This is a genomic window from Leptospira abararensis, from assembly GCF_016918735.1.
GTDB classification, from domain to species: domain Bacteria; phylum Spirochaetota; class Leptospiria; order Leptospirales; family Leptospiraceae; genus Leptospira_A; species Leptospira_A abararensis.
This window is the reverse complement of the sequence record NZ_JAFFPR010000009.1, coordinates 134584-160543: the sequence shown is the minus strand read 5'-3', so window position 1 is coordinate 160543 and position 25960 is coordinate 134584. Positions and strand designations below refer to the sequence as shown.

The following is a 25960-nucleotide window of genomic DNA, read 5'->3' as shown; positions in this document are numbered from 1 at the left end:
AAATTAGTCCAACTCAAATGACTTAATAAACTCTTCAATGATGAGTATATGGTCCATTTCTGGCGTTGGATTCTCTTCGGAAGGTTCATATAAATAATCATCGAATACGTGAAAGTCAAAAATCTTTAACTCAAAATCTGGTAAAGTGATGATGATATTTTCTGCATGGATATCAAAAATTAATTTTTCTTCTTCTGCTAAAAACTTAGTCACTTCAATCACACGATTGAAATCCACGGCAATTTTTTTTAGTTTGGATTTAGAAATCACACCAAACCGATGAGAATCAAAATTCAATTTCCATTTGGGAAATAGTTTATTCAAAATAGGATTTTGGTCTAATTTTTCATTACGTATTGTAAATTCTTTTAGATGTTTACCAGCAAGTAGAGTCTGCTGGTCACATGGAGTGAGAGTGATATTGGGAATTCCAAAAGGATTGTTTCGAACACGCAGTCCCATAAAAAATCGAGTGGGTACCACCAAATCAGGAATCAGAGATTTTAGTTTCCAGTAATGTAATCTCTCCAAACCCAAACGTTTGAATTTAAAATCAATTTCATCTTTTTTGGAATCGCGGAAAGTTTGGGCTTTTAAAAAATCTCTTAACTCAATTTCCTCTGGTTTTAAAAATCGAGTAATATCTCGCCCCACTTCTTTGAAAAGAGATCCAAAGATTACATCCGAAGGTAACTTAGACTTTCCAATTTTAACCACCTGGTTCCAAGGAAGTTTGTAAACAAATTTATAAGAACCACGACCAATATACCCGTCTCGAGATAGTGGCATAAAGTTATCCAAAAATTCACGATCATATCGATAGGTGATTCGAAATACATGGGAAACTGGAAAAAGTCTTTCATAAAGATTACGAAAAAAACCAGACTTCCGTAAAACTTCATCAACAGGAAGGTCTTCCAGCGGAATAGGAATTTCTTTTTTATCAGGATCAACAAACAGCTCTTTGTCGAGGCCTTTTTCCAATAACTCCAGAAACTGGGGAATTTTTCCCCAGTTTGGGTATTGGCTCCAGAGTTGGGTGAGCTTATCTCGAATCCCTTTAATTGGACCTTTTTTCTCTTGCACTACTTAATTTCTACTTCCAACGAACCACAGCTTCGTAATCTGTAAATTTTTCTTTTTTGGACAAAGCCTCGGATAACTTTTTATCTTTTTCTTCATCATACCACCAGTAGTCAGAAGAAAAACTTTCATCTCCATACTTTCCTAGAGGAAGGTTAGGCACTCCGTATTTTTGCCAATATAATAGTCTTGTGCTCGGTAAGTGCCATAACAAAACATAAGGATACTCTTTATATACGATACGATCGATTTGTTTTAAGATCTCATTTCTTTTGGCGACAGAAAATTCTGTTTTTTGTTTTTCGATGAGTTTGTCCACCTCTGCCATCTTAAGACCAGGTAAGTTGGGTTGTCCGGCTTCATCGGCATATTTCGAAAGCCATTGCGATTCAGGATCTTTAAAAATTCCCGATCCCCAAGCGGCCCAGGTCATATCAAAATCATACTTATCGACTCTTTCACTCCAAGCAGCCAAATCTAAAGTATCAATCGATGCTCGAATTCCCACTTCCTTGGCTTTCTCCAAAAAAACGGTGAAATATTTTTCTGTTTTTTTATCACGATCTAAAATAGAGAACTGAAATGGTTTTCCATCCTTTTCCAAAATTCCTTCTGCGTTTGGTTTCCAACCCGCTTCTGCGAGTAGTTTCCTTGCTTTTTCAATACTGAATTCAGTAGGTTGGTTTGGATTTTTTTCTCCACCTAAATAGAAGTCTGGATAATAACTATTTGTGGGATCATACTCACCATACGCAAGTTTGTCGATCATGAGTTTTCGATCCACAAGTAGGTTCATTGCTTCTCTTACACGTTTGTCAGAGAAGATAGAACGTCTTGAATTCATGGCCCAACCTTGAAATCCAATGGGTTTTAAATTAAATATCCTTTGTTTAGCAATCCAATTTTTATCAAAAGGTTCTCCTTTTGCTTCTTCTACCCAAACAAAAGCGGAATAAACAGGATAGATATCAATGTCTCCTTTTTTAAATGCTTGGAGTGCTACAGCTTCTTCGTTATATACTTTATAGACAATTTGATCAAAGTTATTACGACCTTCATTGAAAGGATAGGCTCTTTGCCACCAGTCCCCTCGTCTTTCGAGTTTGATATAACGATTCTTTTTTACTTCGGTAATTTTGTATGGGCCAGAGACTACAGGAAATTCCATATTTTCTTTGTTAAAATCTTTTCCCTCAAAATGGTGTTTCGGAAGGATAAAGATAGAAGAAGCCACATCATTAAAGTTATTCCAATGAACTTCTTTTGCTTCGAATACGACTGTTAGGTCATCCAATTTCACTGGTTTTAAGAATCTTGATAAAGAGACACGAAAAACGGCGGTTCCATTTTTTGGATTCATGATGGTATCATAAGTAAAGATAACATCGTCTGCCGTTACCGATTTTCCATCAGACCAACGAGCGTTCGGATCTAGATAAAATGTAAATTTCTTTTTATCAGGTGAGATCTTCCATTCCCTTGCTAAATGGGGGATCGTTTCTAAAGTGAGGGGATGATAACCGGTGAGAGGTTCATACAAACTTGTGAAGATACGAGCCGTGGTTGTAAACTGATCCAGATAATAATTTAAAGATTTAGGGAACTGGTGAGAATAAACTCGAATCTTTCCTCCTTTTTTCGCTTTTGGATCCGCGACGGGATTTTTCGCGCGAAGAGCATTTGGAATGGAAGCCAAATCTCCCTGCCAAGGAAGGTCATTTACTTTGGACAATGATTCTTTTGTATCTTCTTCAGAACAATTTAAGGTAAAGAGCATTGACAAAAGTCCTGTCAAACCAACCAAAAGGAACTTGCGTAAGGAGGAGCTATACTTGAGTAGTTGAACTTTGTTATGAAACATCCCTTCCATCAAATCCATTTGTACGAGATAGGCTCAAGGCTTTTTTGTGCAAAAAAGAAGGAACCTTTAGATTCTCTGATCCTTGACCTAAAAAACTCCCCATCCTTTCTTTGGGCAGATGAAATTTGGCTCATGGGAGTCTGGAAAAATAGCCCCAAGTCTAGGTCTATTGCACGAACCATGCCGGAACTTCAACCCAACTACCACTCCGTAAAACAAAACCTAGAGTTAGACGATATTTACGGATCGCCCTATGCTATTTTCGAATATTTACCTGACACCCTTGTCTCAAGGGAGAAGAACTTTAACAACCTTCATACAAACTTAAAACGATTGGGAAAAAAACTAATCTTAGACTTTGTGCCAAACCACATGGCCATTGACTCCCCTCTTGTTGATTCCAATCCTGATCTATTTTTAATCGCAAGTGAATCCGTTTCATCTAAAAATTCTTTTTTGCATCCGAACGGGAACATATACGTGCATGGAAGAGATCCTTATTTTGATGGTTGGACCGATACCGTCCAATGGGATTTTTCAAACCCGAATGTAGAGAAAAAACAGATTGAGATCTTAAAAAATATCGCCAAACAGAGTGATGGTGTTCGTTGCGATATGGCAATGTTACTTCTTCCTGATGTTTTTGAAAAAAATCATGGAAAAAAATCTTTTTACGATTGGAGCCGTGTGATCCAATCTGTTCGAGAAGAATTTCCCCATTTTAAATTCTATGCGGAAGTATATTGGGGGATGGAGGATAGACTCCTCAGCTTAGGATTTGATGCCTGTTATGATAAGTCTATGTACGATGCCTTCAAAAATCAAAACTTCAATTTTATTTCTCAAAACCTAAGGGAAAATTCTAGTCTAAAAAAAATTCGATTTTTAGAAAACCATGACGAAGAAAGAGCCAAACATCAATTTGGTGAAAACTCCCATGCTTACTTTAGTCTTCTTTGTGCTTCTGATTGTATTTTGTTATTCCATGCCGGACAAGAGATGGGATCCACCCAAAAAATTCCTGTCCAGATGATCCATACAGACATCGAAGAAACAGATCTTAGCTCTATAGAATTTTATCAGCGAGCACTTCTGACGGCCGCAAAACGAAAACAATATAGTTTTGTTTTTTGGCCCAACTATAAGGAATTTGGCGGTAGTTCCGTTTTCGTTAAATCAATTGAATATGAAAAAACGACAGAACTTTTCCTTTGGAATGAACAAACTTTTGAAGTATCAGGTTGGATTCCCTTCCAGGAAGGAATCCAATTTCAACCAAATTTAACGGATTTGGTCACAGGAAAAACTTTTCCGCAAACTAAGTCGGAAGAAGGAATGTATTTCCAATTAGCACCCAACCAAGTGCAATGGTTTATTTTTTAACTCGCTCAGCAAAAACAACACCCTGGATCATTCGTAAGTTTTCCAAAATTTCCTTCAACTGATCTAAATGATCCACTTCTAACATAAATTTGGCGGTAAGAGTTCCATTAGGATGAGAAGAAGCTCCCGCTTCCAAAATATTCGTTTCAGTGCTAGAAATGGATTCCACCATTGATAAATAGATTCCTTGCACATCTTTGGCTCGTACTTCAATTTGAATTGGAATCGGTTCCCCTGGTCCTTCCCAACGAACAGGAATAGTTTTCATCCACTCAAGTTGTTTGGTTGCGGTCGTGCAATCTTTTTTATGAACACTCACTCCCCTACCTCGGGTAATAAATCCAATAATTTCATCCCCAGGGATCGGTGTACAACAAGAAGCTACCCTAACCGGCACATCATTCCAACCAGCAACAGAGATACCAAATTCTTTGGATTCTTCTTGGTGTGGGTGTGCCTTATGTGGTTTTTTGATTTTTACTTTTTTGATTTCCTTGATTGTATTTTCATCAACACCAGATGCTGATGCTTCCAATACAGAACCAATCGTTTCCCTTTGAGAGTCTTCTTGTAATTTTCGAAAATAAGCACGTAACTTCTGTCTTGCGCCAGAAGTTTTCACAATCCGTAGCCAAATAGGAGAAGGTTTGGAACTTTTTTCAGTGATAATTTCTACCTGATCCCCAGACTTTAATTCCGTACGAAGTGTAACCATTCGTCCATTTACCTTCCCTCCGCGGGCATGAAGGCCTACATCGGTATGGATTCGGAAAGCATAATCAAGCACAGTGGCACCCTTAGGCATCTCTATGATTTCACCCTTAGGGGTAAAAACAAAAACCTCATCTTCATGGAGATCGTATTGTAGTTCTTCCATAAATTCTTTCGAATCAAGGCTTGGGTCTTGCCAAGATTTTAGAATTTCTAACCATTTCATCCGGAAGGCATTTTCTACACCATTCTGCAATATAACAGAAGTTCTGGATAGGTTTGTGGATTCTTTATAAGCCCAGTGAGCAGCCACACCGTTTTCGGCAATGGCATTCATATCTTTGGTACGAATCTGTACTTCCATAGGGCGACCATCGGGACCAAAAACAGTAGTATGTAGAGATTGGTATAAATTCGTTTTCGGTGTTGCGATATAGTCTTTAAACCTACCGGGAATCGGTGTCCATAATGTATGAACAATTCCAAGAACTCCATAACAATCCTTAATTTCATTTGTAATGATCCGAACAGCACGTAGATCAAAAATTTCAGAAAATGATTTTTCCTTGGTCACCATTTTTCGATAAATCGAATAAAAATGTTTCGCTCGTCCATCAATACGAGCATCAATACTAATTTCAGCTAACCTTTGTTTTAGGATAATTTTTATTTTTTCAATGTATTCATCGCGCTCTGATTTTTTGGCAGAGACACGTTTTTTAATTTCTTGGTATTCTTCTGGGTGGAGAGATTGAAAAGCCAAATCTTCCAACTCAAACTTTACTTTATAAACACCAAGTCTACCAGCAATAGGTGCGTATAATGACAGAACTTCTTTTGCGATTCGTTTTTGTTTTTCTTCAGGCTGGAATTTTAATGTTCGAACATTATGCGTTTTATCAGCCAGTTTGATTAACATCACCCGCACATCTTTGATCGTTGCCAGCAACATCTTGCGGATATTTTCTGCGGCTTCCGTCTCTTTCGATTGTGACTTGATTTCAGAAATTTTAGTCACACCTTCTACAAGTGCTGCTATGTCTTCACCAAACTCACGCGCCATATCTTCTTTGCTGTAACTAGTATCCTCCACCACATCATGCAAAAGCCCGGCTGCAATGGCCCTTTCATCTAATCCAAGTTCATCTAATACAGAAGCAACATTCATGGGATGGATGATATAAGGTTCCCCAGACAAACGTTTTTGTCCTTCGTGCATTTTGTCCGCAATATTGTAAGCTTTTTCTATAAATTTTGCTTTTTCAGGTCCCAATCTTTTTTGGACCGCATCAAATAACTCCTGTTTGCCTTTTATATCTTGGTATAATCCCATTTATTTGATATCCAAACTTATATCTAAAAACTTTACGGTATGCGTTAAATAACCCATACTGACACCGATATCTTGGAACTGAGAGAGAAATTTCAACTTTTCTGGAGTGATCCCACCAGAACATTCAATATGAATCTGAGGAGAATTTCCTTTGATTTTTCGAATCGCTTTTTCCGTATCAGAATCAGAAAAATTATCTAACAAAATAATATCAGGATTTGAGCTCATAGCTTCATCAAGCTGTGATAAACCATCAATTTCTAGCTCTATTTTTTTCCCTGGATTAGCATTTCGAACCATTTGTACAGCAGATTGGATAGATCCTGCTTTAGCTATATGATTGTCTTTCAGCATTGCCATTTCAGACAAATTCAATCGGTGGTTGGCACCACCTCCCATATAAACTGCATACTTAGCGAGTTTCCTATAACCTGGTAATGTTTTTCTTGTATCTAAAACAAGAAGATTGGGGAACTCTTTTGCCACCTTACTCGCGTTTGTTGCTATCCCGGAAAGGTATTGGATAAAATTTAAAAGAATCCGTTCCATTTTCAAAACAGAAACAAGAGAACCCTCCAAAGAACCGATGATAGTTCCCCGAGAAAGCTCTGCACCATCGTTAAGGATTGGCATCCAATCTACTTTAGCATTTGTTTTTTGGATGAGGCAGGATATTACAGCTAGGCCGCACAAAACACCTTCTTCTTTTGCCAAAAGTTCAGCCTTGCAAATTTCATCAGAACTAAAAAGACTCTCTGTGGTAATATCTCCAGCAGGTAAATCTTCCTCCAGAGCCAAACTGACCAGTGTCTCAAAGTCTTTTGCCGTGATTTCCGTTACAGGAGTTGTGTATCCTCTTATCATATGATCCTATTCTTTAGACAAAAAAAAAGCTGTCCTTACGACAGCTTTTTCTTTGAGTCACCTAAACATAGTTTATTGTTTAGGTGCAGTTCCAATTTTACCTGTTTTAGGAGGGATATTCAATTTTTGTTTTGGATAAATTAGATTTTTGTTACGGATCGATTTACGATTGGCTTCAAAAATCCTTGGCCAAAGTTTTGCATCGCTATAGATGTCTTCTCTATCAGCAATTCTCCAAAGGCAATCTGCTGGGTCTGACTTTTCTACAGTGTATCTTTTCCAACCACCAGAAAGTTCTTCCACTTGAGCCGAAGAAGTTTTTTCACCTTCTGCCTCAGCTGTTCTCGTCGTTGTTTTAGTGTCTGCTTGTGGTTCTACTGCGGTGCGGTCTTTTTTCGCAACAGTAGTTTTTCCTTTCAAAGTTTCGATTTGGTCAATAGAAATTTCAGCCAATCGAATGGCTTCTTCCGACTGAGCAATGGAATCATCATACTTTTCTTGTTCTAAAAGATTTCCGGAAGCTTGGAGAGATTCGTTGGATGCACCTAAATTTTCTTGAGTGCTTGCATAAGATTCTTTCGCATTAGATTTAAGATAAGTTTCAGCGCTTAATTCACCAAAACGAGCATTCGCATCCTCAACCACTTCGCGTGCTTGTACGTTGCGGTTTTTTGCATGATCTTGGACTGCCGTTTTTAACAAAGAAGCGGAAGCCAAACGAGCAGTTTTAATCTTTTCATCAGCTGATTTTAAGCGACCTGCAGCAATGTCTTCGCGAGCAGAGGCATCTCTTGCTTTTTCTTCATCGATCGCAGGGTTTCCGCCTTTGGAATAAGTATAGGCTTTTTCTAATGCTGCATCCACTTCGTCAGCAGATTGACGAATCGAACCTGATCTGTCTAAAGCAACTTTTTTCGCATCTTGACTAATTTTAGCAGCCTCTACAAAATTGTTGTGAGCATCTTCGTATTCTTGTAAAGCAACAGTGCGTTTTAATTCTTTTGCTGTTTCGTCTTTATCTTCGCGCAAATAAGAAGCAAGACTTGCATCTGCTTGGGCTAACTTAGTTTCGCCAGCGTCGCGAGCCGTAACCGCTTTTTTGAATTCTTCCGGAGTGTATTCAGAAGCGTACGCTTCGTCCGCAGCATCAATGGCAGTCACTGCTTCTTCACGGGATTTTGCAGCAAGTTTTGGGAGAGTTTTTTCCAAAGCATCATAAGCTTTTGAAATAGCATAATCTGCACTCTTTTTGGAGTCAGATGCGTTTTCTTGGGAAGCAAATTCATTTGCTGAAATTAAACTTTTTTTAGCCTCAGTAAACTCTTCTGGAGCATATTCTTCTGCAGAAAGTCTTTCTGCTCTTTCCACTTGTGATTTTGCAAGCGCAAGTTCTTTTACTGGCAGCTCTTGAGCACAATTGACAAACGCAATGGAAAACAATACCAAACCAGAGAGAAAGACTGTTGTCTTTTCCTTTCTTAACATAACAAACTCCTTAATATTTCTTCGGGGGATTTTGTAAAAGAGAAAGCGCAAATACGCTTCCCCTTTTATTTGAAAGCAGTGACGGCTTCGTCTTCGCTGTCGAAAATTTCAAAAAATGAAGTCAACTTTGTAAGCTCAAATACTTTACGAACTGAACCAGCTACGTTGATGATTTTAAGCCCACCTTGGTATTTCTTCAAGTTGGACAAACTTGAAATTAAAGCTCCAATTCCGGAAGAGTCGATGTAGGAAACCTTCTCGAGATTGATGACGATGCAATACTTTTGTTCTTCGATCAATTTGGCAATTACATCCTTGATCTCAGGCGCGTTATAAAGGTCGATTTCCCCGTTAATATCGAGGACTACGATTTTATCTTTTTCCCTTCTGGTGATTTCCATGTGTGTCTAGAGACTCCTCAATGAAGCTACAATCAATGTAGAAATGACGGTACAATTGCATTCAAAAAAAAGAGATACGTCAACCTAATAATTTTAGCTACCAAACAAATTTTTCCAATGGTCATAAAAACCCTGAAAATTGCCTATTTCTATGGACTTTCGCATCTTTTCCATGAAGCTTTGCATAAAATATAAGTTGTGATACGTTGAAAGCGAAAAAGCAGTCAATTCCTTCACTTTATGTAAGTGCCGAATGTAGCCAAGACTATATGTTGCACAAACCTTACACCCACACTCAGGGTCAATGGGACCATCTGCCAATCGATGGGTTTCATTCCTTAAATTGAGTTTGCCAAAGGAGGTGAACACTTGGCCATTTCTAGCGTTCCTTGTTGGCAACACACAGTCAAACATGTCGATTCCATTCTTAACACCTTCCAGGATGTCTACGACCGTTCCTACACCCATAAGATAACGAGGCCGCGCCTGGTCAAAATAAGGTGCCATACATTCTAAAATACGAATGTATTCTGGTCTTGGTTCTCCCACACTGAGTCCCCCAATAGCAATTCCAGGAAAATTTATGTTCTGTAATGTATCTAAACTTCTTTTTCGAAGGGATTCATTGACTCCCCCCTGGACAATAGGAAATACATTCTGGCCACAAGGCCTTTCCATCCAATATTCATATGATTCTTTGGCCCAGCGGTGCGTTCTATCCAGTGCCAGCTCCAATCGATTCAAATCACTTCCATAGGGTGCGCAATCATCAAGAACCATCATGATATCCGAACCAATGGATCGTTGCATATCGATGACAGAAGCTGGAGTAAACTTATGATGGCTCCCATCAATATGGGACTGAAACCGAACCCCATCTTCTTCAAATTTAAAGAGACTGGCTAGACTAAAGACCTGAAACCCGCCGGAATCGGTGAGCAGTGCTCTTTTGTAAGACATGAAATTTTTGAGACCATGGAAATGATCTAATACTTCTTTTCCAGGTTTTAGATACAAATGGTAAGTATTGGCGAGAATTAGATTATAACCCAATTCATCAATGTCGGCAGAAGAAAGAGATTTGATACTCCCTCTAGTCCCCACTGGCATAAAGATGGGAGTTTCGATTTGAATGCCATTGAGGTCAAGGGTTCCAGTCCTGGCAAAGGAGCCGGGGTCTTTCGATCTTTCTTTAAAAATAGAAGACACTACTTTTTGATTTTATGTTCACAATTTGCAAAATTCAAACAATTGCCAAATATATTCAAACTATGTCCAGTAATAGTAAACCCATTTTCCGATGCGGCTTTGTTTTGTAGTTCTTCAATTCTTTCATCGATAAATTCTACAATTCGACCACACTGCATACAGATGATATGGTCATGGTGTTCGTGACCAATGATATGTTCATAGTATTTGTAATCTTTACCAAAGTCATGTTCTTCGAGTAGGCCAGCCTCCACCATAATCGCAAGGATTCTGTAGATAGTTGCTTTAGAGATGCGATCCTTATTGTCTTTTAATTCGTCCAAAAGACCTTCGGCAGTAAAATGATTGTGCGAAGAAAAAATTTTCTGAGCAACTAACAAACGTTGGTTGGTAATCTTGAGCCCTTTTTCTTTTAGATACTCTTCAAAGGCGAGCATCTCTTTTTTTGTGTCGTCTGCCGAGATAGGATCGTTTTGCAAGGTTTATCTCCTAATGATTCAACTTAATTCAAAATTCCAGAAAGAGAATAATACCAAGCTCTTTCTGATTCTTCTGCAATTCGAAGCGCCATCACCCGAAGTAGGCGATTTTGAGCTTCCAATTCTGATTCCCGAAATCCAATTTGCGTAGAAAAATGAACCCGTCCAGGAATTTCGCTTCGTTCCATCGGAATTTTATTTCCCGTCTCCGCTTCAATGATTTCCACACGTGTGACTACGAATAACTCCGAGGTAATTTGTCTGTCTGCAAGATCCATAAGATCTCCGACTTGTTGGTAGTGGACAATTTCCGCATACAACCGGTATTTCGCGAGAGTTTTTTCTCTTGTGGTGATAAACCTTCCCCGCCGGTCAATTTCTTCCATAATCATTTGGGTCAGGCGAGTGTGCATACCAGGAGAGTAAGTATTGTTTCTCACATTCTGGATGTAGATCAAACGTTTCGAATCAGGGACAGGAACTCCATCAATTTTAGGTGGCCTGCCTGGTTCCTTCGATAAAAAGGCACAACCAGAAATGACAAGAACGAAAAAGAATAGAATGCCTTGTTTCATACAGAAATGTTCCCTGTCATCTTAAGTGCCAAGTCTAGTTTGTCAAGGGAATCGAAATGAAGGGAAATTCTCTAGATTTCGGGAAAGGCATGACAAAGGAAGCGGTAGGATTCTGATTCTCCCATGGAGATCTCTCTTCTTCGGACTTTTACAATCCTACTTTACCTTGGCCCTCTGGCTCTCTCGGGACAAGCCAAAATTCCAGACATCCCTTTGGATGAGGTGGGATTTCCTCTTCCCTACTACTCTCCGGTTTCCGGAACCTTTGCGGAAATTCGTAACCACAACTTACACTTGGGTTCCGATTTTAAATCTTATGGTCTCAATGGTCACAGCATCTTAGCTACGTTTGATGGTTATATTGAAGAAATCAGTTATTCTAAAACGGGATACGGACTTTCTCTCAATCTTTACAGTCCCAAATACAAATTAAAATCTAAATACGCCCACTTACATTCCTTTGGCGGTAGTTTGTATGATTTAGAACTTCTAAGACGAGCCGTACTTCTTATGGGAGACCCGAGTGGATTCCAATTAAAACTTCCAGCCGGTATGTTTGTTGCAAAAAAAGGAACTTCTCTTGGAAAAACGGGAGAATCGGGATCTGGTATTTCCCACCTTCACTTAGAATTCCGATCCGAAAAAGGAAATATCAATCCTCTCTACTTTCCCGAAATCCACCAAAAAGACACCACTCCCCCTACTATCCTTTCTATGTATTTAGAAGGGGGCAATTTAGAAAAACCCATCCTCCTCACTGCCAAAGAAAAATCGAAAGGAAAGTATGATTTGTATACGGAGAATGGAGATTTGTTTGAATCCATTACCCTCACAGGAAAGGTTCGCATTCGTTTGAGTGGGTATGATTACATTCGCTCTAGGAACAAAAACAATGTGTATGGAATGGATTTATTTTTAAATGGGAAGTCTATCTTTAGTCGTAATTTCGACTTCTTAGCATATGAAGATGGGTCCAAAAAACACCAGTTCTACGATATCAATAGGTCCTCTCTCTCACCACCAGTTTATTTTTATCATATGTATGAACAGTCCAAAAACTTTAAAGAAGAAGGGTTTTCTTTAGATTTGGATAGATATCAACCTAAAGAAAGATTGCCACTTGAAGTTACTTTACGCGATGCCACAGGAAACAAATCGTCTGTTTTCTTTACTGTGATTCATGAGAAAAATGAAACGGATACAAAACAAGTTTCCAAAAACCAAAAGAATGGAAACAAATACAACTCTCTCGATGGAAAGATCAGTTTGGATTTATCTAAAACAGAAGTTTCCGGCGAAGGGATCCTTCTCATTACCGAGAGAAACGAAAAAGACATCCCTTTTAAAATTCCTGCAGGCCTTCCCCTCAAAGGTAAAATCTACCAATTAGATACCAAAAAAATGAGTTGGAAGGGTGAAGGATTAGGAGAATGGAACCTTGGTGATTCACCTAGCATAAAAGATTCCCTATACTTTTATGACTCTTCGATCCAAAAATTCCAATCCATCACTCATAAAAGAAAACCAAATGGATTTAGTTTTAAACTCACCAAACTTGGGTTTGTTATGGTTTTATCGGATGAAACCCCACCAACTATTTTTCCAATGACATCCCTTGCTCGATACATTGAACTTCCCGAAGTGAGAAACCAATGTTTTGAAGAACGGTTTTATGTGATTGGAGATGTGGGAAGCGGATTTCGAACCAGTGTAGAACTCACTCTCGATGGACAAACCTATCCCTATGAATACGATCCCGATAGGCGTGCCATCCGAGTCCTCATTCCGAAGAGCCTACAAAAAGAAAGGCCTTATCTTCTTTTGGAAGCTAAGGCCTTTGATTTCGCCGGAAATGTTTCCGAACCGTTTGTGGATTTAATTTCTACTAGCGGTTGGGCAGAAGAACTTCAGGCCTCTTGTCCTGTCATGGAATAACGAGCAATATCCAATACTTCGTAAACTGTTTCTGTTGATCCGAAAACTAGAGTTGCCTCGTTTCCAGAGTGTTTTCCGAGTAGTGATTTTGCGAGCGGAGATTGGTAAGAAATGATATTCTTTTCTGTATCCGCATCCCATGCACCGAGAATCGAGTAAGTTACTACCTCGCCACTTTGTTTGTTTTTCAAACGCACAGTGGTTCCGATTCCTACTTTGTCAGATTTTACATCACTTAGGTCGAGAATCCTTGCACTTTTCAGTTCCGCTTCCAAACGTTTGATGGCCGCTTGTAACTGAGATTGTTTTTCCATTGCGGCTTTGTATTCTGCGTTTTCTCTTAAGTCCCCTTTCTCTTGGGCCTCTCCAATATCACGTGAGTTCTCAGCCATCTCAACGTTCACTAGGTGTTCAAACTCTAGTTTCTTTGCATTGAAAGCACGACGAGTGACGAGAACCACATCGTTAGGAAGGTTTGCTAAAGGATCATCGTCTGCATCTTCTTCTGAATCGTATTCATCCCAAACAATGTTTGGTTTGAGTTCATTGATAAGAACATAAAGTTGGTCTTTTTCTAAATCTGTTACATAAGGAACTTCTTTGAAAAGAGCAAAAAGTTTTCGAACATACTCATCATCTGCATTGGTAAGAATGTCACGAAGTAAACTATTATCCTTTCCAAAAAGAATATCCATCGCTTGGTTTTTCAGTTTGGTTCCTTTGTCTTCAATCTTAGCAAGGGGCTTCAGAATACGGAACACTCTAAGAACCAAATCTTCTTCGCTGACTTTTAGCCAATCAAACTTCCAAGTATGAGAAAGGATAGATTTGGCAACCCAAAGGAAAACTTCTGGGTTTTCTTTTGATTTATTACAAACTGTTTCTACAAACAAATTGAGTTCTGCAAACTTTTCATCTGCTACTAAGTTTTGGAAAACCGAACGGTTTACCTTAACCGGAACTTCAAATAAAAGTCCAATGAGGATATTGATCGCTTCTGGATGGTAAGAACGAATGAGATCCTTAAAACCTTTTTTGATATCCGTATTTTCCAATGCTTTAGAGATCTTCAGAGCTTCGTCTTTAGAAAGGGACTGGATGAGAGTTGTTAATTCTTGTTCACGGATTTTATGAGAAAACTCTTCCGTTGGCCATGCTTTGCTTGCTTCTTCTAAATAGAGGTAAGCAGAAAGTTTACGAACAGAATCTCTTGCCGTTTCTTCTTCACCGTAATGGGAGATGAAAAAATCACCCGCTTCTGCAGCTTCATCTGCGTCGCGAACTGCTTCCATAGCGATTTCCAATTTTTTATTACTGTCGCTTGTTGCTTGGAATTTCTGAGTTAAGGTTTCGGAATGTGTAATCGGTTTTTCATGATACACAACTTCATCCTTTTTCTTAGGATTCATTCCGATATTGGCTTCTTTTTTAAGAACCGACTTAACCTTTGCCCACCACTTGGACCACTCATCAGCTTTTAAGAAGGTTCCGATGAGTTCGTTCTTCATATCGCCAATAATCATTCGGTTGTCGTATGATTTCAAAAGTTGTTTTAAGAACTCAGGTAAGTTCTCAGCAAACATGGCGTTGATACCATTTTTATCTTCGTAGTGTTGCACCCAAATATGGTCTTTTTTGAGTGGTTTTAAAGAAGTGATGGCCATTTGGATCGAAAGTTTGTGGTCTTTCTTTTCTTCAAAATCAACAAAGATAGAATCTCCCGTTTGGGAGATGGATGTGATTTTACCTACACCCCAATTTCTATGCATTACATAGTTACCAGTATCAAATACGATATTTCTTTCAAAGTTGGTGATACAAAGTTTAACCGGTTTACGGTTGTTCCCAAGTTCACTCATCTTGAGGAAGTCTTCTAGTAATGAGTGTGCTGTGTATTTTTGTTTGTAAGCACGAATGAGTTCGTTTCTTGCCTTTTGTGAAGCCGCTTCATGTTCTAAAATCTTTTTTAAGAAGTAGATCACATGATCCCAATCTTCCATTGCCTTAAAAGGTTCAACGATTGGGTAAAGAAGACCGACGAGACGAGTTTTTTCTCTCTGTCCAAGAAGGATACGTTCAATTTTATCGAAGAAAGAAACATCCTCATAGTTGTTTTGAACGATGGTAGGCCAAATTTCCTCCATCTGAACGTATTCTTTATTCTTTGCATACATCTCAACAGCGAGTTTGAGATAGGAAATTGCTTTTGGTTTGTCTTCTTCCATAATGGAAAAGCCATACTTCTTTGCAATCTCCGGGTTTTTACGATCTTGTTTGGCAAGTTTCTCAAGAACGACTTTGAGTTCTTTGTTTTTCTTGAGTTTGTCAAGTGCCTCCGCCTTAACGCGGAGAGCAAGTCTATGATCACCAAATCGTAAAATAGAATCAGTAATGTATTCGATGATAGTCCATTTTGCGTGAGCTTTGAAAGAATCCAAAATGCTCTTCACCAAATTTGCATCTCCCATGGAATCTTCCATGAAAGAGATGATCATTAACATATATTTGGCGGAGATAGACTCAGGATGTTCTTTGAAATGGTCTTCAATTTTTTGTTTAGCTTCTGCTAAACGATTTTCTGCCTTATATGCATCAATGACATCGTCAAAGATTTTGAATTTGGAAACGGGGACCGTTCCAGCATCAGCACGTACGTAAATTTCCTCATTAAAGAGAGGTGTTAGTTTGTCGTTGTCGGCGATTTTGTTTGATTTGTCTTCGGTAATAGTATCAGGCATGAAAAGAATCTCCCTCTTCGTATTTCCAATAAAGGGTGTTCAAAGTTCCTATAAAGTTGTTACGGTAAATTTAGCGATGAATCCGCGAAAAGAACAGTCCTAGAGTTCATTTTCTAGGTCCGTTCGATTCTGTAAAGCCAAAAAACCCAACCGAATGGCTGGGTTGTTTGAATCCCCAAGGAGTGAGTAAGGAAACTACTTGTTTTGGGAAGAACCGTTACTTCCACTACAATCACGAATTTTCGCGCCTGTAGAGATCGCTCCGGATTTCTGAAGCATTTGCTCCATTTTGACTTTGCTTTTGCAATCTTCTTCATCAAAGTCAAGGTTTGCCCCATCGAAGTGAACTTCAAAAGTATCAGCTAGAACTCTGAGTTCATCAAAGAAAAGATAAACCGTTTCTGGACCAGAGTTTGGTCTGGAACGAATCTTAAACTGTTTGAAGATCAAGTTCCTTGTTGCAGGGAAGGCAGTTGCCTCTTGCGGAATTCCTGGAGGGATGAGGATATGGAGAGGTCTCCAACCCACAAAGTCCAAGGATCCGAAAGGAAAAATATGGCTATTGCCATTGTAGTCTTCCAACCAACCTTCTAGATCATATTCATTTCCACGGCCGAGAACCCAAACAGAAATGGCTTTTACATTTCCTGGTGCTTCAATTCCGTAGATTTTATCAAATTTCTTTTTGTTATCGTCACCGATGTATGGCCTTGCACGAGTCACTTCGTATTCAGGAGCACGCGGAGGACGAACTGTTACTACGTTGTTTCCTGGAAAAGTGAATTGAAACTTCACTGCCAAAACTTTGGCATTCCCTGCATCTACGTTTTTTACGTCGCCAGGTTTACCAGGAACCAGTTTCACTTCTCTCATCACGAGAGGCGATTTTGCTGGATCATTGAGAACAGGTGAATACTTATTGTTCTCATCGTATTTCATATCACCCGTGCCATCTTTGTTTACACCGTCTTTATCAGTGAACACTTCCCAACCATAAGGAGCGGTAGATGTTGGGCTATCCCAGGATTCGATCGTGATGGCTTTTAGTTCCAAAGCTCCAATATCGTTTCCGATAGGTGTTGCCACTCCATTGGAAACTTTGTATTGCGCCTGTGCAAACCCAATCAGAGCGATGGACGATAGGGCCACTAAAGTTAGGATTTTTGTTTTTTTGTTTTCCATTGTTCCTTTCTCCCGTTTACCAATTGTCCTTAATTTCAGATCCAGGGTATTTCGCTTCAGATCTGTCTGTTCTCACTTGGAGATCATCTACATAGAAGTAAAAGTCCCCTGCTACTTCATGAACATCAGATGTTATGAAGAGAGAAACAAAATGAAGGTTTTTATCTAAAAGTGCAAATCTTGTACTTTGTGGAATAAATCCCGGAATTGTAGCCGTCAGTTTTCTCCATCCGAAGAAATCCAATCGACCCAAACGGATATTATGCGTTACGTCTTTATAATCTCTAAATTTTGCAAATAAAGTATGTCTGTACTTTCTACCAAGAACCCAAACAGAGATTTGTCTTACTTTCCCTTTGATGATGTACTCATGTGGTGGGTACAATTCAACACGATCCAATCCTTTAGAAGCAAAATGTGTTTTGACACCTAAAATATGGTTTTTTTCGACTTTGTCCCCGCCGTCTTCTGGAACGGTTTTTTCATCGAATACATCTTTGATGAGCCCGCGTTGAACGAGTTTCAAAGTTCTTGTTTCTCCGAGTGGAGTGGTAGCTTTTACTCTCCAGTCCTCAGCCTCTTCGAAATCGTCTAAAACGATTTTTCTAAGAGGGCTATCCTCATCATTTGCAGTGTTAGCTGTATTTTGTCCGCCAGTATCTGCCTGTGCGTACAACATTCCTATTGAAAGGAAGAGGCCTAACAACAGTTTGGTCATTCCTAATTTCCCCATGAAACTCACTCCTAAAAGGCTCCTAACTCCGGGTCTTTCGTATTCTCATTATCGGATATCCGGCTTTTAAATTGATTCAAGATTTCGATCATTCGATCGATTCCTTCTGCCGGTAGAAAGATCGAGGATTTTTTGCTATTCGACCATTCCGATACTTTCAGGTAGAATCCAGCCTGGTTCTTCTTCAAATCCACCAAGAAGGTCTTATTTTGTGTTACGATCTTCTCGGTTAGGATTTCGGGGTCCACCATGCATTCCTTCTCCCTGCCTACGTAAATAGTATCGGAATCCGAAACCCATTCCTTAGCTGTAATAGGAAGAAACTGAGGAATGGAAAAGGTTTTTTCGAAAGTGATCGATAAAAAATCCAGATTTGTATGAATTTTGTCTCTTTCTTGCGATTATGCGAATCGTTTCCTTAATTCCCGCGCATAAGCCAAGTCATGAGTCAACTTTCTCATACGGCGGATGTAATAATGGGTCACTTCCTTGTAGAATTTAAGCTCCATTTCTTTGTTTTTGGAAAACATATCGTGCAAATCAGCATAGCGAAGTTCGTATAATTCAGAATTCTCTTTGGCTTCCACTTTCGCAGAGCGTTTTTCATCATCAAAAAAAGGCAATTCCCCAAAATGGTCCCCTTCTCCGAGTGTGATGAGGTTCACATCGTCCCCGTGGCTAGTAGAGGTGGAAATTTGTAAGGTTCCATACTTCACGATGTACATGGACTCTGCCTCTTCCCCCATATCATACAAAACGTTTCTAGGAGGTAGGTGGACTTCCCTGATCTTTTCAGCAATGTGTAACAGTTCGTCTTGGTTTAACTTTTGGAAGAGATATATTTTTTTGAGACTCTCTACTTTACTATTCATAATTCTCCTAAGATTTCTCTGAAAATGGGGGAATTTAGCGAATTTGCAAGAGAAAATTAAGTAGATAGACCCACGATTTTTTATGGACAAATGGAACGGAATAGTACTAATATTTGCAGTTCCCTTCGTCTACTAGGGAGAAACGCTAGGAACAAAAGGTTCCTGATTCCAAAAAAAGGGAAATATATGACACCTAAAAAGAAGGTATTACTGGTTGAAGACCACGCTGTGACTCGAGTCGGCGTAAAACACGTTGTGAACTCCTCAGCAGATTTCGAAGTTGTGGGAGAGGCGGAACATTCCTCTCAAATTTTTGCCCTCATAAACGAAACAACACCCGACTTCATCCTCCTTGATTTAAGGATTCCGGGGGAGAACGTTCTAAATATGGTGAAGGATTGGAAAAAAGAACACCCAAACCTAAAAGTGGTCACTCTCACCATGCTTGATGAACAACCCATTGTTCATTCTGCAATTGAAGCCGGCGTGGATGGATATCTTTTAAAAAGTGATGATCTGAGTAGCCTCACCAAAAACCTGAACGAAATTGCGGCAGGAAAAACAGTTTATTCCAAAAACCTTAAACTCTCCTTCAACAGAAAACCACAAGATGGAAAAGTCGCCAACAAAAAGGAAAAACAAATTTTGACCCTACTTGGTCACGGCAAAACCTACCAAGAAATTGGAACAGAAATTGGCCTTTCCAAAAGAACAGTAGAATACCATGTCGGTAGGCTCAAAGACCGATTCAATGCAAAAACTGTTGCCGAACTCATAGGTCGCGCCAAAGAACAAATGTTAATCTAGGTTTCTAGATCTAACAATCGTTTTACTAGTTCTACCAACTTTTCATCCGGAGATGTTTTTGTAAGGAAAGCATCTCCCCCAATTTCAATCACTGTGGCCTCTAGTTTATAACCGGTGTTTGGATCCGTGTGGGAACTGGAAACAAGGATAGAACGAATTTCTTCCATCTCGGAATTGGAATAAAGGTCTCGTAAAAAATCGATTCCAGTTCGTTCAGGCATCGAAAAATCCACAATGATGAGGTCCGGTTTCAATCGACCTACCGAAAGAAGGGCATGGTCGGGATATTCCTCTTCCCAAAGGATACAAGGGAGGTCTTTTAAAACTTTGCGGATTTGTTTTCGGTATCCTGGATTGTCATCCAGAACCAGAACTATCTTCTCATAGTTCGGAAGTAATAACTCAACGGAAGTGCCCTTCTCTTCTTCCGAATGGACTATGAGTTCCGCACCATGTCGTTCCGCCACTTCTTTACAAAAAGCAAGACCAACACCAGCCCCCATCTCATCAGCTGTTCCCTTCCTGACAAAAAGAAACCCCTCTTCTAAAATATGTGCAGCCCAATAGGGTGACATTCCAATACCCGTATCAATGACTTTTAAACTCCAATGTTTATTGGATTCCGTTATAGAAATTTCCACAGTTCCCGATTCTTTTGTAAACTTAACGGCATTGGTAAGTAGATTCCAAATCAGGTGTTCGATTAAGTTGGGATCTCCAATCCCAATGGAAGATTCTTCCATATGGCTGATGATGGATATGTTTTTGGGTTTGGCCATATCTTGAACTCGTTCGATAAGTTGGTCTGTGATTTGGCGAAAATCAAAAAGTTGGTAATCAGGAAATACTGAGGCATTTTGGAACCTAGAATATTTGATAAGTTCTTCTACCATACTCAGGATATTTTTGAGTCCAGTAGATGCCTCCCCTAATACCTGTTTTGCTCTTTCTGGAGAAAGAGAGGGGGGAGATTCAGTGAGTAAATTAAACACGGAAGAGATCCCAAAAAGTGGGGACCGAATGTCATGTGACACAATGGAGATAAACTTATCCTTAAGTTCTCCCGTTTTTTCGGCCTTTTCTTTCTCTTTTCGGAGTTCTATGGTTTTCCATTCTACTTCTTTTCGCAAATTAAGTGTTAGGTATTCGGCAGTTTCCCAAGTATGTGCATTTTGTTTGGAAATCACAATCGCAAGGCACATACAAAAGATCGCAAATCCTAGTTCGGTGAGCATTGGTAAATCCCAACGGGTAAAAAACACAATGGAATCATAAATAGTCGCAGAAAGAATGATGATGGTTCCAAATAAAATCATACCGCCAGTAAACCTAGTTTCTCTTTGTAAACAAGAACGCAAGGCGGCAACCATAGCTATAACGAGAATGATAGCCATATAGGCTTGACTGAAAATCAGAAGTTTTGTGTACACTGCGTACGGTGCCATGGCGATGATTAAAAATTCCACAACAATGGGCAGCAATAGATACCTTTTGTACTTTTGAGGTAGGAAGTTTGCCTGATTTTGAAAGAAAAACAAAAGGCTAAAAGCTTGGATTCCACAAAAGGCAATATATTCGATTCGGATTTGGAGCATCTCTAGCCAATCGGAGGCCACAAACCAGTCTCTGGAAACTCGATCAAAGAGTAAAATGCGAAGGAGCCAAGAAAGGCAAAGCAAAGAAAACCAGAGTGGAGATTTATCCTTTCTGCGATGAATGAACAAAAATAAATGAGAGATCGCGAGGACAAAAAATGTAGCAAAGAAAAATGCTTTTTTTCGTTCCTTAAAACGTAGGTATAATAGAGTTTTTCCCACCTCACCTAAAACAGGCGAATAGTATGGCCCACCTCGCGAATAAAGATAGTTGGAAATTTGTAGATACAAAACAGTAGAGGGTGTGGCTCGAAAAGAGCGGGCTGTTTCCAAATAATAACCAACGGAATCTTCCTTGGTTTTGGAAACTTTCCCTGCAGAACCAAGAAGGACAAGCCCCCTTTCGGCATTGTGGTAATAGGCTCTGTAGGCAGAGGAAGTTTCCCTAAGGTAGAACATTAGGTTCAAAGGTTCGTTTACCTTTAGTTTCAAACGGTAAGTAACAAATCCATGGGCAGGCAAGTTTTGGTTCACCCAATAGGCGGGGACAGAAAGTCGGATGGGTTCCTTCTTTTCTAGGGCTTTAAACTCCTCTTCTGTTTCTGGAAGTTCTCCCGGAAAAGCTTCCCACTCCCCCGCTAAGGGAAAGGGATCCAGAGTTTTGGGATCTTCTTTTGTGAGATCCAAAACACCGGCCTGGATGGTTTTTGCTTGGGCCAAGGTAGGGATAGAGCGATTGCATTGAATGAATACAGATACAGCAATTGAGAAAAATATAAGTCTAGATAGGGATAAAAATTGAAAACGTACCACATCCTAACCTTAAAAGGAATTTCGAAAAACTCAAACCATATTAGTACGTGTACGAGAAATTTATTCTTCGGTTTTGGACCATTTAGGCAAATTACGATCGTTTTGCTTGCGATAGAAAACATTGACTTCGATTCTCTCTGGAAACAAGTAGAGGATTCAAGGAGACGGCAATGGCAAAAAAATCAGATGCATTTGTTTCAAAAATAAACGATGGATACCCATCCAAAGGATCACTCTATTTGGGTGCAGGAATCTTTGATGGAGAAACATATAAAGAGGCTTCCGTCTCCATTCCTCTCTCCACCCTGAACCGTCATGGCCTCATCGCCGGGGCCACGGGAACCGGGAAAACCAAAACCCTCCAACTTCTAACGGAAGGATTATCGGGAGCAGGAGTTCCTGTGGTTCTTATGGACATCAAGGGAGACCTTTCGGGCCTTGCCGAAGCAGGCGAAGAAAATGATAAAATCAAAGAACGTACTAAGGCTCTTGGAATTGAGTGGAAACCCTCAGCCTATCCTGTTGAATTTTTGTCTCTATCCAAAGAACCAGGAGTGCGTCTTCGTGCAACCATTGCCGAGTTTGGGCCAGTGCTTATCTCTCGGATTTTGGAACTAAATGATACACAAAGCAGTGTGGTCTCTTTAGTTTTTAAATATTGTGATGATTTGGGCCTTCCTATTTTAGATACAAAAGATTTTAAAAAAGCCCTGCAATACATCAATGATGCCGGCAAAGAAGAATTGGAGAAAGAGTACGGGACTGTTTCTTCGCAAAGTATCTCCATCATTTTACGAAAACTCATCGAACTGGAAGGCCAAGGGGGAGAAGAATTTTTTGGAGAACCTTCTTTTGATGTAAATGACCTTCTCGAAACTGATTCCAAAAAAGCTAAAGTCTCTATCATTCGTTTGACTGACATCCAAACCAAACCTCGCCTCTTTTCTACTTTTATGTTGTCACTCCTCACTGAAATTTATGCAAGTTTTCCGGAAGAAGGTGATTTAGAAAAACCGAAACTTGTTTTATTCATTGATGAAGCCCACTTGGTTTTTGATGAAGCTTCGAGTGACCTACTCAAACAATTGGAAACCATGGTGCGTCTCATTCGTTCGAAAGGGGTTGGTATTATCTTTTGTACACAATCTCCGACTGATTTACCCAAAGAAATTTTGGGCCAACTGGGTTTAAAAGTCCAACATGCCCTTCGCGCTTTTACAGCAAATGACCGCAAGGCGATAAAAACTGCTTCTGAAAATTATCCCGAAACTGAATTTTATGATACCAAAGAAGTGATCACCGAACTTGGAATTGGTGAGGCCTTTATTACGGCACTTAGCCCCAAAGGAACACCTACCCCACTGGTTCGCACTTTACTTGCCCCGCCTGCCTCAAGGATGGGCATTCTAAATCCAGAAGAACTGGATTCAAAAATCTCAAAATCGGATTTGGTAAAAAAATACCAAACCACGCTCGATCGGGAAAGTGCTCACGAAATGCTCTCCAAAAAAATGGAAACCATTGCCGACGAAACGGAAGCCGCCGAAGAAGAGTCCGGAGAAAAACGAACCAAATCCAAAAAAGCGAAAGAGAAAGAAGACCCAAGTTTTGTGGAAACCCTTTCCAAAAACCCACTCGCAAGAGAAGTGGGCCGTACCGTTGCCAAAGAGGTCACTCGGGGTCTCCTTGGAATGCTCGGTGTCACACCCAAACGAGGATCAAAACGCAAAAAAACGGGGCTTTTCGGGTTCTAATCCATTTTAGCACTCTTTGCTTGAAAGTGCTTGACGAATCCTTTGCCCAATCGTTTTATGGTACTTGAGTTTAGCACTCTTTTTGAATTGGTGCTAAACTCGGAATCATCAACAGATTGCATACAAGGAGCTACTCATGGCATCAATCAAACCTTTAGGCGACCGAGTGGTCGTAGAGCCAAAGAATGAGTCGGAAGAAAAAATCGGATCCATCATCGTACCAGACACAGCAAAAGAAAAACCACAAGAAGGTAAAATCATCGCTGTTGGCCAAGGACGTTATGAAGACGGAAAACTCATTCCTTTAGAAGTAAAGGTAGGAGATACAGTTCTATACGGAAAGTATTCTGGAACTGAAATCAAACAAGGCGGACGTGATTTACTCATCATCCGTGAAAGCGACATCCTCGGTGTTGTGACAAACTAATAATAAAAGGAAATAACCAATTATGGCTAAAACAATTGAATTTGATGAAACAGCACGTAGAAAACTCCTTAGTGGAGTGAACAAACTTGCGAACGCAGTAAAGGTAACTCTCGGACCAAAAGGTCGCAACGTAGTGATCGATAAAAAATTCGGAGCCCCTACAATCACGAAAGACGGTGTTACTGTTGCCAAAGAAATCGAACTAGAAGATGCAATCGAAAACATGGGCGCTCAAATGGTGAAGGAAGTTTCTACAAGAACTAACGACATCGCCGGAGACGGAACTACAACTGCAACGATCCTTGCACAAGCGATCATCAACGAAGGTTTGAAAAACGTAACTGCGGGTGCAAACCCAATGGCACTCAAACACGGGATTGACAAAGCAGTTGTTGTAGCTGTGGAAGAAATCAAAAAACACGCAATTAAAATCAATAGCAAAGCAGAATACGCAAACGTTGCGACTATCTCTGCAAACAACGATCCAGAAATCGGTAACCTCATTGCTCAAGCTTTTGACAAAGTAGGTAAAGAAGGTGTGATCACTGTTGATGAAGCAAAATCAATCGAAACTACACTTGATATCGTAGAAGGTATGCAGTTTGATCGTGGATACATTTCCCCTTATATGGTGACTGATCCTGAAGCAATGATCGCAACTTTTAACGATCCATTCATTTTAATCTATGATAAAAAAATTGCGTCTATGAAAGACCTTCTTCCTGTGCTCGAAAAAATTGCACAAGCGGGACGACCACTGGTCATCATCGCAGAAGAAGTGGAAGGGGAAGCTCTTGCAACAATCGTTGTAAATACTCTTCGTAAAACCATCCAATGTGTGGCTGTAAAAGCTCCTGGTTTTGGTGATAGAAGAAAAGCAATGCTTGAAGATATCGCAATCCTTACTGGTGGACAAGTGATTTCCGAAGACCTCGGAATGAAATTGGAAAACGCAGAAGTGAAGATGTTAGGTCGCGCTAAAAAAGTAGTCGTGGACAAAGAAAACACAACCATCATCGAAGGTGCTGGTGCTTCTAAAGACATCCAAGGCCGCGTAAACCAAATCAAAAAACAAATCGAAGATACAACTTCTGATTACGATCGTGAAAAACTCCAAGAACGCCTTGCAAAACTTGCAGGTGGTGTTGCGGTCATCCACGTGGGCGCAGCTACTGAAGTGGAAATGAAAGAGAAAAAAGCTCGTGTAGAAGATGCACTTTCTGCAACTCGCGCCGCAGTCGAAGAAGGAATTGTTCCTGGTGGTGGACTCACACTACTTCGTGCACAAGATGCAGTGAAAGCTCTGAAACTAGTTGGTGACGAACAAACTGGTGTGAACATCATCTTACGTGCATTAGAAGAACCAATCCGTATGATCACATCAAACGCAGGCCTTGAAGGATCTGTGATTGTGGAACAAGCTCGTGCTCGCAAAGGAAACGAGGGATTCAACGCACTCACTATGGTTTGGGAAGACCTAATCAAAGCTGGTGTTGTTGACCCGGCAAAAGTGGTTCGTTCTGCACTTCAAAACGCAGCGTCCATTGGAGCTATGATCCTCACTACCGAAGTAACCATTACTGACAAACCAGAATCGAAAGACTCAGGTGCTGGCATGGCCGGTATGGGAGGAATGGGTGGTATGGGAGGAATGGGCGGCATGATGTAAATCATCCCCTATTCGCCTTTTGCGATCCGTTGGTTTTCCCATTGGATCGCA

Annotated in this window: 21 protein-coding genes; 6 read left to right on the top strand and 15 right to left on the bottom strand. The window is 40.0% G+C overall.

Annotation, left to right across the window (positions count from 1 at the left end):
- Positions 1 to 3: 3 nt before the first annotated feature.
- Both JWG40_RS03285 and JWG40_RS03280 read right to left on the bottom strand, forming a co-directional pair.
- On the bottom strand, positions 4 to 1065 hold the full coding sequence (locus JWG40_RS03285) for a hypothetical protein (protein WP_332470267.1): 1062 nt from the start codon (positions 1063 to 1065) through the stop codon (positions 4 to 6).
- A 31-nt stretch (positions 1066 to 1096) separates the two neighbouring features.
- Complete coding sequence (locus tag JWG40_RS03280; protein ID WP_205284429.1) at positions 1097 to 2860, bottom strand: extracellular solute-binding protein; 1764 nt, start codon at positions 2858 to 2860, stop codon at positions 1097 to 1099.
- Positions 2861 to 2935: 75 nt separating this feature from the next.
- Between JWG40_RS03280 and JWG40_RS03275 the strand changes: the two genes are divergently transcribed.
- The gene (locus JWG40_RS03275) at positions 2936 to 4327 is read left to right on the top strand and encodes an alpha-amylase family protein (RefSeq protein WP_232369132.1); all 1392 of its coding nucleotides are present in this window, start codon (positions 2936 to 2938) and stop codon (positions 4325 to 4327) included.
- Here the strand turns inward: JWG40_RS03275 and JWG40_RS03270 are convergent.
- From JWG40_RS03270 to JWG40_RS03240, 7 genes are all read right to left on the bottom strand, one after another.
- Positions 4317 to 6371 (bottom strand): RelA/SpoT family protein, encoded by a 2055-nt coding sequence (locus JWG40_RS03270; protein WP_205284428.1) that lies wholly within the window; start codon positions 6369 to 6371, stop codon positions 4317 to 4319. The two genes, JWG40_RS03275 and JWG40_RS03270, sit on opposite strands and share 11 nt — an antisense overlap.
- Positions 6372 to 7235: a carboxylating nicotinate-nucleotide diphosphorylase gene (gene nadC, locus JWG40_RS03265; protein ID WP_205284427.1), complete on the bottom strand. Its 864-nt coding sequence runs from the start codon at positions 7233 to 7235 to the stop codon at positions 6372 to 6374. It lies immediately after the preceding gene.
- 72 nt (positions 7236 to 7307) lie between these two features.
- Positions 7308 to 8720, bottom strand: coding sequence for a lipoprotein LipL71 (locus JWG40_RS03260; RefSeq protein WP_205284426.1), 1413 nt, complete (start codon positions 8718 to 8720; stop codon positions 7308 to 7310).
- A gap of 65 nt (positions 8721 to 8785) precedes the next feature.
- Complete coding sequence (locus tag JWG40_RS03255) at positions 8786 to 9121, bottom strand: STAS domain-containing protein (protein WP_002975418.1); 336 nt, start codon at positions 9119 to 9121, stop codon at positions 8786 to 8788.
- A gap of 93 nt (positions 9122 to 9214) precedes the next feature.
- Positions 9215 to 10330, bottom strand: a complete 1116-nt coding sequence (gene tgt, locus JWG40_RS03250; protein ID WP_205284425.1) for a tRNA guanosine(34) transglycosylase Tgt — start codon at positions 10328 to 10330, stop codon at positions 9215 to 9217.
- Positions 10330 to 10767 (bottom strand): Fur family transcriptional regulator, encoded by a 438-nt coding sequence (locus tag JWG40_RS03245; protein ID WP_232369146.1) that lies wholly within the window; start codon positions 10765 to 10767, stop codon positions 10330 to 10332. Before JWG40_RS03245 ends, tgt begins: the two co-directional genes overlap by 1 nt.
- Positions 10768 to 10832: 65 nt before the next feature.
- Entirely contained in the window at positions 10833 to 11384 is a 552-nt protein-coding gene (locus JWG40_RS03240) for an LPS assembly lipoprotein LptE (protein WP_205284423.1), read from the bottom strand.
- A 123-nt stretch (positions 11385 to 11507) separates the two neighbouring features.
- On the opposite strand from JWG40_RS03240, the gene JWG40_RS03235 reads away from it, so the two are divergent.
- A complete protein-coding gene (locus tag JWG40_RS03235) occupies positions 11508 to 13319 on the top strand; it encodes a M23 family metallopeptidase (RefSeq protein WP_205284422.1) in 1812 nt (603 codons plus the stop codon).
- On the opposite strand, the gene greA is transcribed toward JWG40_RS03235, so the two are convergent.
- From greA to JWG40_RS03210, 5 genes are all read right to left on the bottom strand, one after another.
- The gene (gene greA, locus JWG40_RS03230) at positions 13292 to 16057 is read right to left on the bottom strand and encodes a transcription elongation factor GreA (protein WP_205284421.1); all 2766 of its coding nucleotides are present in this window, start codon (positions 16055 to 16057) and stop codon (positions 13292 to 13294) included. The two genes, JWG40_RS03235 and greA, sit on opposite strands and share 28 nt — an antisense overlap.
- Before the next feature lie 195 nt (positions 16058 to 16252).
- Entirely contained in the window at positions 16253 to 17239 is a 987-nt protein-coding gene (gene flaA1 / locus JWG40_RS03225; RefSeq protein ID WP_205284420.1) for a flagellar filament outer layer protein FlaA1, read from the bottom strand.
- 16 nt (positions 17240 to 17255) lie between these two features.
- Positions 17256 to 17972 (bottom strand): flagellar filament outer layer protein FlaA2, encoded by a 717-nt coding sequence (gene flaA2 / locus JWG40_RS03220; RefSeq protein WP_408611480.1) that lies wholly within the window; start codon positions 17970 to 17972, stop codon positions 17256 to 17258.
- 11 nt (positions 17973 to 17983) lie between these two features.
- Positions 17984 to 18220 carry a DNA-binding protein gene (locus tag JWG40_RS03215; protein ID WP_002975368.1) on the bottom strand — a complete coding sequence of 79 codons (237 nt, stop codon included), beginning with the start codon at positions 18218 to 18220 and terminating at the stop codon, positions 17984 to 17986.
- Positions 18221 to 18373: 153 nt separating this feature from the next.
- The gene (locus tag JWG40_RS03210; RefSeq protein ID WP_205284418.1) at positions 18374 to 18844 is read right to left on the bottom strand and encodes a cyclic nucleotide-binding domain-containing protein; all 471 of its coding nucleotides are present in this window, start codon (positions 18842 to 18844) and stop codon (positions 18374 to 18376) included.
- A gap of 186 nt (positions 18845 to 19030) precedes the next feature.
- On the opposite strand from JWG40_RS03210, the gene JWG40_RS03205 reads away from it, so the two are divergent.
- Positions 19031 to 19651, top strand: a complete 621-nt coding sequence (locus JWG40_RS03205) for a response regulator transcription factor (RefSeq protein ID WP_205284417.1) — start codon at positions 19031 to 19033, stop codon at positions 19649 to 19651.
- Here JWG40_RS03205 and JWG40_RS03200 read toward each other — a convergent pair.
- Positions 19648 to 22059: a hybrid sensor histidine kinase/response regulator gene (locus JWG40_RS03200; protein ID WP_205284416.1), complete on the bottom strand. Its 2412-nt coding sequence runs from the start codon at positions 22057 to 22059 to the stop codon at positions 19648 to 19650. The two genes, JWG40_RS03205 and JWG40_RS03200, sit on opposite strands and share 4 nt — an antisense overlap.
- A gap of 170 nt (positions 22060 to 22229) precedes the next feature.
- On the opposite strand from JWG40_RS03200, the gene JWG40_RS03195 reads away from it, so the two are divergent.
- The 3 genes from JWG40_RS03195 to groL all read left to right on the top strand — a co-directional run bounded on the left by JWG40_RS03195 (position 22230) and on the right by groL (position 25909).
- Positions 22230 to 23813: a helicase HerA-like domain-containing protein gene (locus tag JWG40_RS03195; protein WP_205284415.1), complete on the top strand. Its 1584-nt coding sequence runs from the start codon at positions 22230 to 22232 to the stop codon at positions 23811 to 23813.
- Positions 23814 to 23949: 136 nt separating this feature from the next.
- A complete protein-coding gene (gene groES, locus JWG40_RS03190; protein WP_002975196.1) occupies positions 23950 to 24240 on the top strand; it encodes a co-chaperone GroES in 291 nt (96 codons plus the stop codon).
- Between the two features lie 22 nt (positions 24241 to 24262).
- The gene (gene groL, locus JWG40_RS03185) at positions 24263 to 25909 is read left to right on the top strand and encodes a chaperonin GroEL (RefSeq protein ID WP_205284414.1); all 1647 of its coding nucleotides are present in this window, start codon (positions 24263 to 24265) and stop codon (positions 25907 to 25909) included.
- Positions 25910 to 25960 lie beyond the last annotated feature (51 nt).

Excerpts from the sequence above, each read along its gene's own strand:
- JWG40_RS03240 (WP_205284423.1), bottom strand. The coding sequence starts at position 11,384 with ATGAAACAAGGCATTCTATTCTTTTTCGTTCTTGTCATTTCTGGTTGT.
- flaA2 (WP_408611480.1), bottom strand. The coding sequence starts at position 17,972 with ATGGGGAAATTAGGAATGACCAAACTGTTGTTAGGCCTCTTCCTTTCA.
- JWG40_RS03260 (WP_205284426.1), bottom strand. The coding sequence starts at position 8,720 with ATGTTAAGAAAGGAAAAGACAACAGTCTTTCTCTCTGGTTTGGTATTG.
- nadC (WP_205284427.1), bottom strand. The coding sequence starts at position 7,235 with ATGATAAGAGGATACACAACTCCTGTAACGGAAATCACGGCAAAAGAC.
- JWG40_RS03280 (WP_205284429.1), bottom strand. The coding sequence starts at position 2,860 with ATGCTCTTTACCTTAAATTGTTCTGAAGAAGATACAAAAGAATCATTG.
- groES (WP_002975196.1), top strand. The coding sequence starts at position 23,950 with ATGGCATCAATCAAACCTTTAGGCGACCGAGTGGTCGTAGAGCCAAAG.
- groL (WP_205284414.1), top strand. The coding sequence starts at position 24,263 with ATGGCTAAAACAATTGAATTTGATGAAACAGCACGTAGAAAACTCCTT.
- JWG40_RS03195 (WP_205284415.1), top strand. The coding sequence starts at position 22,230 with ATGGCAAAAAAATCAGATGCATTTGTTTCAAAAATAAACGATGGATAC.
- JWG40_RS03210 (WP_205284418.1), bottom strand. The coding sequence starts at position 18,844 with ATGAATAGTAAAGTAGAGAGTCTCAAAAAAATATATCTCTTCCAAAAG.
- flaA1 (WP_205284420.1), bottom strand. The coding sequence starts at position 17,239 with ATGGAAAACAAAAAAACAAAAATCCTAACTTTAGTGGCCCTATCGTCC.
- JWG40_RS03255 (WP_002975418.1), bottom strand. The coding sequence starts at position 9,121 with ATGGAAATCACCAGAAGGGAAAAAGATAAAATCGTAGTCCTCGATATT.
- JWG40_RS03275 (WP_232369132.1), top strand. The coding sequence starts at position 2,936 with ATGAAACATCCCTTCCATCAAATCCATTTGTACGAGATAGGCTCAAGG.
- JWG40_RS03270 (WP_205284428.1), bottom strand. The coding sequence starts at position 6,371 with ATGGGATTATACCAAGATATAAAAGGCAAACAGGAGTTATTTGATGCG.
- JWG40_RS03245 (WP_232369146.1), bottom strand. The coding sequence starts at position 10,767 with ATGCTCGCCTTTGAAGAGTATCTAAAAGAAAAAGGGCTCAAGATTACC.
- JWG40_RS03205 (WP_205284417.1), top strand. The coding sequence starts at position 19,031 with ATGACACCTAAAAAGAAGGTATTACTGGTTGAAGACCACGCTGTGACT.
- greA (WP_205284421.1), bottom strand. The coding sequence starts at position 16,057 with ATGCCTGATACTATTACCGAAGACAAATCAAACAAAATCGCCGACAAC.
- JWG40_RS03235 (WP_205284422.1), top strand. The coding sequence starts at position 11,508 with ATGGAGATCTCTCTTCTTCGGACTTTTACAATCCTACTTTACCTTGGC.